This is a genomic window from Brevundimonas sp., assembly GCF_041911375.1.
Taxonomy (GTDB): Bacteria; Pseudomonadota; Alphaproteobacteria; order Caulobacterales; family Caulobacteraceae; genus Brevundimonas.
The window spans coordinates 16690-29663 of sequence record NZ_JAYRPA010000069.1; the positions used below are offsets into that span (position 1 = coordinate 16690).

General features: G+C 70.7%; 13 protein-coding genes. 5 read left to right on the forward strand and 8 right to left on the reverse strand.

Translation table 11 applies throughout. The features are described 5' to 3' along the window. Nucleotides 1-133 precede the first annotated feature (133 nt). The 5 genes from argS to xseA all read right to left on the reverse strand — a co-directional run bounded on the left by argS (nucleotide 134) and on the right by xseA (nucleotide 5545). Complete coding sequence (gene argS, locus ACE3PU_RS12010) at nucleotides 134-1936, reverse strand: arginine--tRNA ligase (RefSeq protein ID WP_374390061.1); 1803 nt, start codon at nucleotides 1934-1936, stop codon at nucleotides 134-136. Between the two features lies 1 nt (nucleotide 1937). After that, nucleotides 1938-2597, reverse strand: coding sequence for a Tat pathway signal sequence domain protein (locus ACE3PU_RS12015; RefSeq protein WP_374390063.1), 660 nt, complete (start codon nucleotides 2595-2597; stop codon nucleotides 1938-1940). Between the two features lie 138 nt (nucleotides 2598-2735). After that, on the reverse strand, nucleotides 2736-3299 hold the full coding sequence (locus ACE3PU_RS12020; RefSeq protein WP_374390065.1) for a DUF3035 domain-containing protein: 564 nt from the start codon (nucleotides 3297-3299) through the stop codon (nucleotides 2736-2738). A gap of 70 nt (nucleotides 3300-3369) precedes the next feature. Beyond that, nucleotides 3370-3876: a signal peptidase II gene (lspA, locus tag ACE3PU_RS12025; protein ID WP_374390067.1), complete on the reverse strand. Its 507-nt coding sequence runs from the start codon at nucleotides 3874-3876 to the stop codon at nucleotides 3370-3372. Nucleotides 3877-3955: 79 nt separating this feature from the next. Then, nucleotides 3956-5545, reverse strand: a complete 1590-nt coding sequence (xseA, locus tag ACE3PU_RS12030; RefSeq protein ID WP_374390069.1) for an exodeoxyribonuclease VII large subunit — start codon at nucleotides 5543-5545, stop codon at nucleotides 3956-3958. Nucleotides 5546-5609: 64 nt separating this feature from the next. On the opposite strand from xseA, the gene ACE3PU_RS12035 reads away from it, so the two are divergent. From ACE3PU_RS12035 to ACE3PU_RS12050, 4 genes are all read left to right on the forward strand, one after another. After that, on the forward strand, nucleotides 5610-5771 hold the full coding sequence (locus ACE3PU_RS12035) for a hypothetical protein (protein WP_374390071.1): 162 nt from the start codon (nucleotides 5610-5612) through the stop codon (nucleotides 5769-5771). Nucleotides 5772-5787: 16 nt separating this feature from the next. Next, complete coding sequence (locus tag ACE3PU_RS12040) at nucleotides 5788-6234, forward strand: hypothetical protein (protein ID WP_374390073.1); 447 nt, start codon at nucleotides 5788-5790, stop codon at nucleotides 6232-6234. Nucleotides 6235-6295: 61 nt separating this feature from the next. Beyond that, nucleotides 6296-7570 (forward strand): phosphoribosylamine--glycine ligase, encoded by a 1275-nt coding sequence (gene purD / locus ACE3PU_RS12045; protein WP_374390075.1) that lies wholly within the window; start codon nucleotides 6296-6298, stop codon nucleotides 7568-7570. Nucleotides 7571-7572: 2 nt separating this feature from the next. Further along, nucleotides 7573-8517, forward strand: coding sequence for a rhodanese-related sulfurtransferase (locus tag ACE3PU_RS12050; protein ID WP_374390077.1), 945 nt, complete (start codon nucleotides 7573-7575; stop codon nucleotides 8515-8517). Here ACE3PU_RS12050 and ACE3PU_RS12055 read toward each other — a convergent pair. Further along, on the reverse strand, nucleotides 8514-9203 hold the full coding sequence (locus tag ACE3PU_RS12055; RefSeq protein ID WP_374390079.1) for a murein L,D-transpeptidase catalytic domain family protein: 690 nt from the start codon (nucleotides 9201-9203) through the stop codon (nucleotides 8514-8516). The genes ACE3PU_RS12050 and ACE3PU_RS12055 overlap by 4 nt on opposite strands. Nucleotides 9204-9328: 125 nt before the next feature. Here ACE3PU_RS12055 and ACE3PU_RS12060 point away from each other — a divergent pair, with 125 nt between their 5' ends. Then, the gene (locus ACE3PU_RS12060) at nucleotides 9329-10654 is read left to right on the forward strand and encodes an amidohydrolase family protein (RefSeq protein WP_374390081.1); all 1326 of its coding nucleotides are present in this window, start codon (nucleotides 9329-9331) and stop codon (nucleotides 10652-10654) included. Here ACE3PU_RS12060 and lpxK read toward each other — a convergent pair. Together lpxK and ACE3PU_RS12070 are read right to left on the reverse strand one after the other, a co-directional pair. Beyond that, a complete protein-coding gene (gene lpxK / locus ACE3PU_RS12065) occupies nucleotides 10639-11670 on the reverse strand; it encodes a tetraacyldisaccharide 4'-kinase (protein ID WP_374390083.1) in 1032 nt (343 codons plus the stop codon). The genes ACE3PU_RS12060 and lpxK overlap by 16 nt on opposite strands. Continuing rightward, a partial coding sequence (locus tag ACE3PU_RS12070) for a 3-deoxy-D-manno-octulosonic acid transferase (protein WP_374390085.1) occupies nucleotides 11667-12974 on the reverse strand: 1308 nt, incomplete at its 5' end. The genes lpxK and ACE3PU_RS12070, both read right to left, overlap by 4 nt.

The window sequence follows — 12974 nt, forward strand, 5'->3', positions numbered from 1 at the left end:
CTAACGGAGCACCGCCAAGGCGGACAAACAAGAGCAGCCGCTTGGGCCAACGCCGCGGCCGCGGATTCGCCGAAGCAAGGAGCTGAGGACGAGGTGCGGGACGCCTTCTGTGAAGAGAAGGCGTCTGACTGACCTACATCCGCTCGGGCGTTTCCACGCCGAGAAGCCACAGCGCCCTCTCCAGCTGGAGAAGGGCGGCGGCCGAAAGGGCCAGGCGCGAGCCGCGCGTGGCGGCGTCCGGCGCGGCCAGAACCGGGCAGGCGGCGTAGAACTTCGAGAAGGCCTGCGCCACGCGATAGGCGTGTTCGGCGACCAGGTGCGGCATCCGCTTGTCGTAGGCGTCGGCGGCGGCGGTCGAGAAGGCGTCCAGCGTCAGGGCCAGGTCGCGCTCGGCCGGTTCGGCGATGACGATGGCGCCGGGCTCCACGCCTTGTTCCGCGGCCTTCCGCAGCAGGGATTTGATGCGCACCGACTGGTACAGAAGGTACGGCCCGGTCTTGCCCTCGAAGCTCATGAAGCGGTCGAGATCGAAGACGTAGCTGGTGGTGCGGGCGTTCGACAGGTCGGCGAACTTCAGGGCGGCGATGGCCACCTTGTGCGCGATGGCCTCGAACTCCTCGGCGGGCAGGTCGTCGCCCAGCTTGGCCTCGTGCAGGCGCTCGCGCGCCTTGTCCGTGGCCTGGTCGATCAGGTCGCGCAGCTTCAGCACGCCGCCGGCGCGGGTCTTGAAGGGCTTGCCGTCCGCACCGTTCATGGTTCCGAAGCCCAGATGCTCCAGCGACCCTTCTGCGGCGTAGCCGGCCAGATAGGCGGCGCGGAAGACCTGTTCGAAATGTTCGGCCTGGCGCTCGTCGACGACGTACAGCGCCAAGTCGGGCGCCAGCGCCTTCTTGCGGTCCAGGATGGTGGCAAGGTCGGTCGTGCCGTACATCGCCGAGCCTTCCGAGCTGATGACCAGCAGCGGCGGCGGCGACGGGGCCTCAACCACCGAACCGTCGGCCAGCTTCTTCTTGCGGGTCTCGCCGGGCTTGGCGACGTGGACCACCTGGGCGCCGTCGTCCTCGACCAGCAGGCCGGTCGCCTTCAGGTGCGCCAGCATTTCCGGCATCAGGGGATCGGCGTCGCTCTCGCCGTTCCACAGGTCGAAATCGACCGACAGGTCGCCGTACTCGCGCTTGAGCGCCTCGCGGCTGACGGCCACGAAATGCCGCCACAGGGCGCGATAGCCGGGACGGCCGTTCTGCAGCTCGGCCGTCGCCTTGCGGGCGCGGTCGCGGAAGGCGGGATCTTCCTTGGCCTTGCCGGCGGCCTGCGGATAGAGGCGGTCCAGATCGGCCAGGCTGACGGGGCTTTCGGCGGGGAAGGGACCGTCGCCCTCGGCCATGAAGGCGTCCGCCAGGCCCTCGTCGCCGCAGGCCACGATCAGCAGGCCCATCTGGAAGCCCCAGTCGCCGAAGTGGGCGTCGCCGACGACCTGGTCGCCGCGGAAGCGGAACAGACGCTTGAGGCTTTCGCCGATGATGGCGCTGCGCAGATGGCCGACGTGCATCGGCTTGGCCACGTTCGGGCCGCCGTAGTCGATGACCACCTTGCGCGGATCGGCCACGATGGCGGCGCCGACGTGCTCGGCGTCGGCGGCCACCTCGGTGGCGCGTTCAGCCAGCAGCGCGTCTGCGATCTTCAGGTTGATGAAGCCGGGTCCGGCCACCTCGACCGAGGCGAAGCGCGGATCGGCGGTCAGGCGGTCGGCGATCCGGCTCGCCAGATCGCGCGGGTTGGCCTTCAGCGCCTTGGCGGCGGCCAGGGCGCCGTTCGACTGGAAGTGGGCCAGGTCGGGACGGTCGGACGGGGTGACGCGGGCCAGGGCCTTGTCCACGCCTTCGGCGGCGAAGGCGGCGGCGACCCCTTCGCTGAGGACGGTCTTCAGGTCGGCCATTCTATTCGCTCGGGGCGGCGGGCTGGGCGGCGCCGGCGTTGACGCGGAAGCGGCTGCCCGAGCGGTTGAACTCGGCCATCTGCGGCGTGACATCGAAGCCGATCAGGACCTCGAAGTTCGAGCCGCTGGTGGTGACGTCGGCGCGCGGAATAACGATGGTGCGCTCTTCCGTCACCGAAGTCTCGCGGCGACCCTCGAAGTTCACCGGCAGGTCGAAGTATTCTTTGGCCAGGACGGCGTTGTTCCGCTCGGTGACGGCGACCCAGTAGCGATAGGTCTTCTGGTCACCGGCCGCCTGGGCGCCGCGGCCCAGTTGGAACAGCATCTGCATGTCCAGGCGGATCGGGTCGCTTTCGCGGTATTCGCAGTCGGCGGTGACGCCCTCGATCTCGCCGGTGAAGCCGACGTTGGCGATCGCGGCGCGTTCGCCCGTCAGTTCGACGTAGCGGGCGGCGTCGTAAAGCACCTTCACATAGGGGCAGGGGCCGGCGTTGGCGCGGCGTCGCAGGGGCGCGATGCGCGGCGCGCGCGAGCGTGACTGTTCAGGCTGGGCCTGCTGCCCGGACTGCCGATCGCGGGGCGTGGTCTGGGCCTGGGCGGCGACCGGAAGGACAGAGGCCGCCATCGACAGGGCGGCCAGGGCGGTGAGGGCGCGACGCATCAGCTTATTTTTCCGACAGCGAACAGGGCGGCGCGCGCGACGATCGGCGGCCGACCGCGCAACGCTCGTCGCTGATAGCGGCTAAAGCGAGGCGCGGCAAACGAGGCGGGCAGCGGCGGACCGCCCGCCAAACCGGGCCTAGAGACCCGGCAGCTTGAAGCCGCCTTCGCGGCGCGGGGCGATCGAGATGCCTTCGCGGCCCCCGGTCAGGGCCTGAAGACGGGCGGCCTCGGTCGAGGCGTCGATGGTCTGCTGGCCGTCGGCGGTCTGGCGCACCGTGGCCGCCTGAGTCGAGGCGTCGTCCTTGCGCCAGAACATGACCCGGTTGGCCCAGCTTTCGTCCTTGTGCGCGATGTCGCCGAACTCGTCGTCGATGACGTAGCGCGCGAGCGGATCGGCCTGTTCGGCGCCGGCTTGGGCGACGAGGACCTGTTCGCCGGGCGTCCGGGTGATCGCCTGGCGCTGGCCGAGCAGGATCTGGCGCGCGGCGCTTTCGGGGGCGAGCTCTTGCGGGCGCGGCTGGCCCGGCGCCGGCGGGCGCAGGCCATATTCGGGCGGCACCGTCAGCGGCGCGGTGGAAACGGTCACGAACTCGTCCGGCACGACCTTGGCCAGGCCGATGCCTTGACGGATGCTGCCGCAGGCCGACAGGGCCAGGGCGGAGGCGGCGAGGGTCAGGACGGCGACACTGCGAATACGCATGGGATCAGGCTCGACTCGGCTTTTCGCGGGGGCGCCATCGGGCGCGGATCGCATAGTGAAGAGGGGGTGATTACGACTTTTCGGGGGCTGCGCCAACCTGAGCGGCGCGTTCGGACACCAGACTGTCGATGATCAGCAGCACGACGCCCACTGTGATGGCGCTGTCCGCCACGTTGAAGACCCAGGGGAAGACGCCCGTGCCGGAAAAGTCGATGAAGTCGACGACATAGCCGAACCGCACGCGATCGATGACGTTGCCCAGGGCGCCGCCCATGACCAGGCCGATGGCCGTGATCAGCAGGCGACGGTCAGCTCTCAACGCCCACCAGGCCAGGCCGGCGGAGACCACGATAGAGAAGATCGTCAGGCCCCAGCGGGCTTCGCCGCCGCCGAACAGGCCGAAGCTCACGCCGGTGTTCTCGACCCAGCTGAAGTTCAGGATCGGCGGCAGGACAGGGATCTGCCCGACCTCGCGCAGCGACACGCCGCCGATGATCCAGGCCTTGGTCAGCTGGTCCAGGACGATGACCAGCAGGGCGAAGCCGTAGGCGGCCAGGGCGAGACGGGAAATCTTCATTCTTCGCTTTCGAAGGGCGTCGGAAGCGGCGCGCTTAGCAGGAAGCGGACGCGCGCGGGAGGGGCGAAATCGATCCCGGTCAGAACAGGTCGCCCTGATCTGCGGCCGGGGGCCTGGGTTTTGGCGGGACGCGGGGCGGGGAGCGGGGCTCGCCTTCGATGACCGCGCCCTTGGCCCCGTCGCCGAACACCAGCTTCACAGCCTGGCCCGCCGAAAGCTTCGCCGAGGCGGTGACCCAGCGCCCTTCAGCGTCCTCGACGCGTGCGAAGCCGGGCTTGGGTCTGGCGGGGTCCAGGGTGGACAGGGCGCGGGCCAGCGCCGCCAGGTGGTCGCCCGCCCGTTCCAGCCGGCGCGGCACGACGCCGCCCAGCCGCACGGACAGGGCGTCCAGACGGGTCTGGCGCTGATCAAGACGGCGATAAAGGGGCGCAGGCGACAGACGGCCGGCGGCCTGCAGCAGCCGGCGCTCGTGCCGCGACACATTGGCCCGCAGCGCGGCGCCAAGCCGTCCGCCGGCGCCGTTCAGTCGATCCTGTCCGCGCTCCAGCCGGCTGCGCAGCAGGGCCGGGGTCAGCTTGCCCGCCGCCACGGCGACACGGCGCTCATGCAGGGCGACGTTGCGTTGCAAGCCGGAAGCCAGGCGGCTCGAGACGTGGTCCAGACGCTGCTGCGCCAGGGCCAGCAGATCCTCGGGCCGCGCCGGAAGGCCGCGCGCGACGGCGCGGAGGCGGGTGCGGCGATCCTCGATCAGGCGGCCGCCGGCCTGGACCAGGCGCCGGTCCAGGTCGGCGATCGTGTAGCGCAGGTCCGCCAGAACCGGCGTCGCCAGCTCCGCCGCGCCCGTGGGCGTCGGCGCCCGTCGGTCGGACACGAAGTCGATCAGGGTGGTGTCCGTCTCGTGCCCCACGGCCGAGATGATCGGGATGGAGGCGGCGGCGACCGTGCGGGCCAGCCCTTCGTCATTGAAGCACCAGAGGTCTTCCACCGACCCGCCGCCGCGCGCGACGATCAGAAGGTCCGGGCGGGGGATCGGCCCATCCTTCGGCAGGGCGTCGAAGCCGCGGATCGCATTGGAGACCTGACCGCAGGCGGCGTCGCCCTGCACCACGACCGGCCAGACGACGACCCGACAGGGCCAGCGCTCGGCGATCCGATGCAGGATGTCGCGGATCACAGCGCCCGTGGGGCTGGTGATCACGCCGATGGTGCGCGGAAACGGCGGCAGCGCCTTCTTGCGCGCAGGCTCGAACAGGCCTTCCTCGCGCAGCCGGATCTTCAGCCGCTCCAGCTGGGCCAGCAGGGCCCCGGCGCCGGCCGCCTCCATGCTCTCGATCACGATCTGATAGGAGGATCGCGCCGGATAGCTGGTGATCTTGCCGGTGACGATGACCTCCAGGCCCGTTTCCGGCTGGACGCCCAGGCCGCGCACGGCTCCCTTCCAGACCACCCCGTCAATGGCCGCCTTGTCGTCCTTCAGCGTCAGGTAGACGTGGCCGGAGGCGTGCCGATTGACCTTGGATATCTCGCCGCGCAGCCGCACGTGTCCGAAGCGGTCCTCCAGCGTGCGCTTCAGCGCGAAGGACAGCTCCGAGATCGACAGCGGCGGATTATTGTCGCGGGCGGCGGGCGCCCCGGCCGGGCCCTCGAACACATAGGAGTCGTCGCTCATGGGCTCAGTCTAGCCTGCGTCGATGCGCGCGGGAACGGCTTGGCCGCCCCGCCGTTCGCCTTTCATGCCGGCCGACCCCGCAGGAACCGATCCCGAAGACCGCACGCCCCGCGAACGCGACCTGCAACGTCGCAGCGGGGCCGGCGGCGCCATGAGCCCCTGGCTGGTGATCTTCGGCGTGATCCTGCTGGGCGTCGGCGTCTACGTCATTTCGGCCGTGATCTGAACACGAGGACCATCCCATGAAGCGTCTCATCCCCCTTGCCGCCGCGCTGTGCCTGGCCGGCGTGGCCGCCTGTTCCGACCGGGAGGACGACGTCGTCCAGCAGCCGGCCCCCAACGCCGCGCCCGAGCCGGTGTCCGAGACCCGCGCCGACGCCGCGACCGCGAGCGCCGCCGTCGCCTTCGGCATGACGCGCGAGCAAATGGAGGACGCCGACCTTCTGTCGGCCCAGAACACCGATCTGGGCGACGTGGAGACGTTGGTGCTGGACCCGCAGGGGCGCCTGACGCACGTGGTGATCGATCTGGAAGGTCCCGGCGACCTTGAGGTGCTGGTCCCCGTCGGCGACCTGTCGTCCGTGGATCGCAACGGCGAGCGGGATCTGACGACCCAGCTGACGCTGGCGCAGCTTCAGGCCCTGCCTGCGTGGACTCCGGGCACGGCGCCGGCGGCTCCCGCGCGCTAGGCCGGTCCATTAAGCGTTTCCGGCGCTTGACCGGCCGTCGCCGGCCGGTCATTTCCGGGACATGAACATCCTTCTCGTCGGATCGGGCGGGCGCGAACACGCCCTGGCCTGGAAGATCGCCCAGTCCCCCTTGGTCCGGCGCCTGGTCGCCGCGCCCGGCAATCCGGGTATGGAGAAGCTGTGCGAGATCCGCGCGCTGAAGGCGGACGACGCCCAAGGCCTGGCCGCGCTGGCCCGCGAGATCAAGGCCGATCTGGTCGTCGTCGGGCCGGAGGTCGCCCTGGCGGCGGGCCTGGCGGACCGGCTGGCCGCATTGGGCGTGCCGTGTTTCGGACCAACCGCCAAGGCGGCGCAGCTGGAGACGTCGAAGGCCTTCTCCAAGGCGTTCCTGGAGCGTCATGAGATCCCGACGGCGGGCTATGGCGTCTATGAGACCGTCAAGGACGCCAAGGCCGCCCTGGATGTGTTCAAGGCGCCCTACGTCATCAAGGCCGACGGCCTGGCGGCGGGAAAGGGCGTGGCCATCAGTCCGGACCGCCCGGACGCGGAGGCCGAGATCGAGCGCATGCTGGGTGGGCGCTTCGGCGCGGCCGGCGCGCGTGTCGTCATCGAGGAGTTCATGGAGGGCGAAGAGGGGTCGCTCTTCGCCCTTTGCGACGGCAAGCAGGCGGTGCTGTTCGGCGGCGCCCAGGATCACAAGCGCGCCTTTGATGGCGACATGGGACCGAACACCGGCGGCATGGGCGCCTATTCGCCTGCGCCGGTCTTCACCCCAGAGCTGGTTCAGGCGGCCAACGACCGGATCGTGCAGCCGACCATTCGCAAGATGGCCGAAGAGGGCGCGCCCTATCGCGGCGTGCTTTACGCCGGACTGATGGCCACCGAGGACGGGCCCAAGGTGGTGGAGTTCAACGCCCGCTTCGGCGACCCGGAGTGCCAGGTGCTGATGATGCGCATGGCCGGAGACATCGTGCCCTATCTGCTGGCGTGCGCGCGCGGCGACGTATCCGGCCTGGCCGCGCCCACGTTCAAGCCCCAGACTGTGATCTGCGTGGTCATGGCGGCCAAGGGCTATCCAGACAGCCCGCTGGAGGGTTCGATCATCCGCGGGGCCGACCAGGACTTCGGCCCGCACGTCCAGGTGTTCCACGCCGGCACCCGCAGGCGAGACGACGGCCAGCTGTGCGCGGCGGGCGGCCGGGTGCTGAACGTCTGCGCCGAGGGCGACGACATCGCCCAGGCGCGCGAGCGGGCCTATGAGGCGATCCGCAGGATCGATTGGCCGGGCGGCTTCAATCGCTCGGACATAGGCTGGCGGGCGCTGGACCGGGGCTGACAGTGACGCACGCCGTCGGCGACATCCGCGTCGCCGCCCTGTACCGGTTCGCCGCCATCGCCGATCCCAAGGCCGTGCGCGATCGCCTGCAGGCGGCCTGCGAGGCGGGCGGTGTTCGGGGGACGCTGCTGGTCGCGGGCGAAGGGCTGAACGGAACCATCGCGGGGCCCGAGCCGGCCATCGAAGCGCTGCTGGCCTTCATCCGCACCCTGCCGGGGTTCGGCGACCTGGACGTGAAATACGCCTGGACGGCGGAAGTGCCGTTTCTCCGCCTGAAGGTTCGGGTCAAGGCCGAGATCGTGACCATGGGCCAGCCGGATCTGGACCCTGCGCGCGAGGCGGGCGTCTATGTCTCGCCTGCGGACTGGAACGCCCTGATCGCCGATCCGCAGACGTTGGTGATCGACACCCGCAATGATTACGAAGGCGAGGTCGGGGCGTTCGAGGGCGCTGTCCAGCCAAACACCCGCAGCTTCCGGGACTTTCCGGACTGGTTCCGCACCGAGGGCCGGGCCCTGTTGGACCGCACCGGCGCGAAGCGGGTCGCCATGTACTGCACGGGCGGCATCCGTTGCGAGAAGGCGACGGCCTTCCTGAAGGCGGAAGGGGTCGAGGACGTCCATCACCTGGAGGGCGGCGTCCTGCGCTATCTGGAAACGGTGGACGCTCGCGACAGCCTGTGGCGCGGGGAGTGTTTCGTGTTCGACGAGCGCGTGGCGGTGGGGCACGGCCTGACGCCCGGCAGCCACGTCCTGTGCCGGGGATGCCGCATGCCCGTGAGCGAGGCCGGCCGGACCTCGCCGCATTTCATCGAAGGCGTCTGCTGCGCGCGTTGTCGCGACACGCGCGACGACGGCCAGCGCCAGCGCTACGCCGAGCGCCAGCGGCAGATGGAGATCGCCCGCTCACGCGGCGCGACGCACCTGGGGCGAGGCGACGGCGACTAGGCCCAGGCGAACAGCAGTCGGCCCTGGCCCATCCGCTCGCGCAGCGCTGGCAGGTCCGCATGCGCGACCGAGAAACATCCGTAGGAGCGGCCCAGCTTGCCCTCGCGCGCCAGGAAGTCCGGATCGGCGTAGTCGGCGCCGTGGATGATGATGGCCCGCTCGCGCGCCTTGTCGTTGCTGTATTCCAGCCCGTCCAGCAGGACGTTCGGTCCCTGCTGCGAACCCCAGCTGGCCCCGGCGGTGGCGTAGGCGCCGACCGAGGACATGTTGGAATCGGGCGTGTTGGAGAAGCGCTGGGCGTAGCCGGAATGGGCGGGGTCCGATCCCCGGCCGTGGCAGGTGCGCAGCACGGTGACCTGACCGCCCTCTAGGTCGACCTCGTACAGGCGCTCGTCGCCGGAGAACTTCTCGAAATCGACCAGATACATCCGGTCGCGCAGCGGGATATGGCGATGATGGGTGTCCAGCGCGGTCATGGCGCGCTCCATCAGTTCCTTACGGACGCGGCCGCGTGGGTCGAGGGGGGGCGGGGTCAGGCTGGCGGCTGCGATAGCCGGGGTCGGGACCGGCGCCGTGACCGGCGCGGACACGGCCTGCGCCGTCACGATCGGGGTGGCCCTGGCGCTGGCGCAACCGGCCAGCATGGCCGATCCGCCAAGGATCAGCCCTCGTCTCGATAGCCGCATGCGACGCCCTCGTTGCGGTTGTTCTTGGGCCCCGTTTGTTTCAAAAGGTTTCGGGGCAGGCAACCTGAGCCTTGAGCCGAACTGTGCTCAAGCTCATGGTGAAGCCATTGATTCAGGGGGGATTCATGAAACGGCTTGGCTTGTTTGCGGCGCTGATTGTGGCGACGGCTTCACCGGCGGCGGCGTGGCAAGTCCCCGCCGCGCCGACAATTTCGGCAGATGGCGCGACGACGTTCCTGGAAGTAGGGCGACTTCTGGCCGACCCGGCCACGGGCGTCGTGCAGCGCGATAAAACTCTCGTGATCAGGGGGAACCAAGTCGTTGAAATGCGCGACGGCTTCGTCGGCGACGCCTCGCAAGGGCGAGTCGTGGACCTGAGGCAGGCCTTCGTCCTGCCGGGTCTGATCGACAGCCACGTCCACCTTACCAGCCAGCAGAACCCCAACGGGCGGCTCGAGGAAGTGACGCTGTCCGACGCGGACCAGGCCATGGCGGGCGCCCGCTATGCGCGCCGGACCCTGATGGCCGGGTTCACCACCGTCGCCGACCTGGGCGCGACCAACGAGGCGATCTTCGCCCTGAGGAACGCTGTGCGCCAAGGCGACGTGCCCGGGCCGCGCATCCTCGCCTCGGGATCCTCCGTGTCGATCCACGGCGGGCACGGCGACGTGAACGGCTATCGCGAGGACGTCATGCATCTGCTGTCGTCCGAGAGCATCTGTTCGGGACCGGAGGACTGCATGCGCGCGGTGCGGACCCAGGTGCGGGCCGGCGCGGACATCATCAAGATCACGGCCACCGGCGGCGTGTTGTCCAACACCGCAGCCGGTCTTGCGCAGCAGTTCAGCGATCCCGAGCTGGCGGCCATCGTCGACAGCGCCCACCGCATGGGACGCCAGGTGACCGCCCACGCCCACGGGGTGGACGGCATCAACGCCTTCCTGCGAGCCGGCGGCGATTCGATCGAGCACGGCACCTATCTGGACGACGACTCCATCCGCCTGTTCAAGCAGCGCGGCGCCTGGCTGGTGCCGACGCTGCTGGCGGGCGACTTCGTGGCGCGGGTGGCCTCGGGGCCCGACAACTTCTTCACGCCCGCCCAGACCGCCAAGGCGCTGGAGGCCGGCCCCAAGATGCTGGACATGGCGCGGCGCGCACACGCAGGCGGGGTGAAGATCGCCTTCGGCACCGACAGCGGCGTATCCGCCCACGGCGACAACGCCCAGGAGTTCGCCCTGCTGGTTCGCGCGGGCCTGACGCCCCTGGAAGCGGTGCAGGCCGCCACCGTCGGCGCCGCCGAGCATCTGCGCATCGCCAGCGAAGCGGGCCGGATCGCGCCAGGCATGCCGGCCGACATCGTCGCGGTGGCGGGCGATCCGCTGACTGACGTGACGGAGCTGGAGCGGATGCGCTTCGTGATGAAGGGCGGCGTCGTCTATCGCGCCGACTGAACCCCGCCGGCCCCGATCCTTTCGGCCAGAAAGGCCGTGAAGCCCGCTTCGTCCGCGAAGCGGGCGACCACCGGCCAGGCGGTCGCTTTCGGGCGCCAGTCGGCGGGCAGCCGCACCCAGTCCTTCTCGGTGGTGACAAGCCCGGCCCCGAAGGTTTCGGCGCGGTCAGCCAGAAAGCGCAGGTCTGCGGGCCCATAACCGGCGTGGTCCGGGAAGGGGACGAAATCGACCAGTTCCGCCCCGGCCGCCTTCAGCGAACGCTCGACCTTCCACGGCTTGGCGATGCCGGCGAAGCCCACCTGGGGGCCGGGCGGCGGCGGGCCTTGCGGCGTCAGACGGGCGATGAAGACGGGCAGGGCGCCGAAGACCGCCAGCAGTTCGGGATCGGCCTGGTCCACGTCGGTCGGAAGCATGACGACCACGGCGTCGGCGCGCGCCAGTCCCGCAGCCAGAGGTTCGCGCATCGGGCCGGCGGGAAAGACCGCGCCGTCGCCGAAGGGCCATTCGTCTTCGCGTGTCTCGCCGTCGACCACGATCAGGCTGACGGTCTTGTTCAGGGCCGGGTTCTGGTGACCGTCGTCGAGGACCAGCGCCTGTGCGCCGGCCGCGACGGCGGCCTGCGCCCCGGCGACACGATCGCGGGCGATCCAGGCGGGCGACCCCTGCGCCAGCATCAGCGGCTCGTCACCGACGTCGGCGGCCTCATGCCGGGCGGGGTCGACCCGAACCGGTCCCGCCAGCCGGCCCCCATAGCCCCGCGACAGGGCCTGGGCGTCCACGCCCGCGCGCCGCAACAGGCGCAGCGTCTCGCGCGCGACCGGCGTCTTGCCCGAGCCTCCGATGGTCAGGTTCCCGACCGAGATCACGGCGCAGCCCGGATCGACGGGCGTCGTCCTTGCGATGCGGCGGGCGGTGACGCCCGCCCAGATCCAGCCCAGCGGCCGAAGCAGCGTCCGCGCGACGCGTGCGTGGTCCGGCTGGCGTCGATACCACCAGCGGGGCGTGTTCAACTTCATCGCCGCGTTCCATCTGGCAGCATGGACGCCAGCCGGCTCCACAGGACGTCCAGCCCGCCATTCGCCTCGGCGGCCGCCCGTCGGGCGCGCTCGCCCATGGCGCGGGCGGCGTCGGGCGAAGCCAGCAGCGGAGCGATCGCGCCCGACAGTTCGGAGGGCGCCTGCACCACCGCCAGGCCCCCGGCGCGGACCAGCGCCTCGGTCACGCCGGCCCAGTTGGAGGCGTCGGGCCCGGTCACCGCCGGCTTGCCCAGCCGCGCCGGTTCCAGCGGATTGTGCCCGCCGACCGGCGGCAGGCCCAGGGCGGGGGCGAAAGAGCCGCCCATCACCACCACGTCGGCCAGCCGCAGGAACAGGCCCATCTCGTTCAGCGTGTCCGCAAGGTAGAGATCTGTGTCGGCGTCAGGGTGTTCGCCGCGAGACCGAACGGCCAGCCGATAGCCCTCGCGCCTGAGCGCGGCCTCGATCACTGGGCCCCGGTCCGGATGGCGGGGCAGCAGGATCAGACAGTTGCGGTCCGGCAGGGCGTCCAGCGCGCGGACGATGGCGGCTTCCTCGCTTTCGTGGGTGCTGGCCGCGACGATCACCGGCCGATCGCCGACGGCGGCGCTGAGGCGGCTGAAGGCGGCCTTGTCGAAGGGCAGGGGATCGCCCGCCAGTTTCAGATTGGCCAGGCCGCCGATGCGCGCGCCCATCCGCTCCAGCCGCTCGGCCGAGGCGTGGTCCTGCGGCATGACCAGATCGAAGGCGGACAGGATGCGTTTGGCCGAGGCGGGGAAGCGCGCCCAGCGCTCGACCGTCCGGTCCGTAAGGCGAGCGCTGACCAGCGCCAGCTTGACCCCGCGCCGGTCGGCCTCCAGCAGCAGATTGGGCCACAGCTCGCTTTCGACGAAGACCGCCAGGTCGGGCCGCCAGTGGTCGAGGAAGGCGGCGACGACGCCCGGCCCGTCCACGGGCGCGTATTGATGGATCACGCCGGGCGGCAGCCGCTCGGCCAGGATTCGGGCCGAGGTCACGGTGCCGGATGTGACCAGCACCGTCGCGTCGGGCCGCGCGGCGCGGAACCGGGCGACCAGGGGCAGCAGCGACAGCGCTTCGCCCACGCTGACCCCGTGCAGCCAGACCAGGGGCCCCTCGGGACGGGCGACCCCGGGGACGCCCAGGCGTTCGTCGACCCGGACGGGATCCTCCTTGCCCCTAGCGGCGCGCGCATCCAGCAGCCGCGGCGCCACGGGCTCCAGCCCGCGGGTCACATGGCGATACAGGATCAGCGGGATCGGCGTCACGGCGTCGGCCTCACCGCG

Bases quoted from the DNA above. Each gene is read 5' to 3' on its own strand.
- argS (WP_374390061.1), bottom strand. From the start codon at position 1,936: ATGGCCGACCTGAAGACCGTCCTCAGCGAAGGGGTCGCCGCCGCCTTC.
- ACE3PU_RS12015 (WP_374390063.1), bottom strand. From the start codon at position 2,597: ATGCGTCGCGCCCTCACCGCCCTGGCCGCCCTGTCGATGGCGGCCTCT.
- ACE3PU_RS12020 (WP_374390065.1), bottom strand. From the start codon at position 3,299: ATGCGTATTCGCAGTGTCGCCGTCCTGACCCTCGCCGCCTCCGCCCTG.
- lspA (WP_374390067.1), bottom strand. From the start codon at position 3,876: ATGAAGATTTCCCGTCTCGCCCTGGCCGCCTACGGCTTCGCCCTGCTG.
- xseA (WP_374390069.1), bottom strand. From the start codon at position 5,545: ATGAGCGACGACTCCTATGTGTTCGAGGGCCCGGCCGGGGCGCCCGCC.
- ACE3PU_RS12035 (WP_374390071.1), top strand. From the start codon at position 5,610: ATGCCGGCCGACCCCGCAGGAACCGATCCCGAAGACCGCACGCCCCGC.
- ACE3PU_RS12040 (WP_374390073.1), top strand. From the start codon at position 5,788: ATGAAGCGTCTCATCCCCCTTGCCGCCGCGCTGTGCCTGGCCGGCGTG.
- purD (WP_374390075.1), top strand. From the start codon at position 6,296: ATGAACATCCTTCTCGTCGGATCGGGCGGGCGCGAACACGCCCTGGCC.
- ACE3PU_RS12055 (WP_374390079.1), bottom strand. From the start codon at position 9,203: ATGCGGCTATCGAGACGAGGGCTGATCCTTGGCGGATCGGCCATGCTG.
- ACE3PU_RS12060 (WP_374390081.1), top strand. From the start codon at position 9,329: ATGAAACGGCTTGGCTTGTTTGCGGCGCTGATTGTGGCGACGGCTTCA.
- lpxK (WP_374390083.1), bottom strand. From the start codon at position 11,670: ATGAAGTTGAACACGCCCCGCTGGTGGTATCGACGCCAGCCGGACCAC.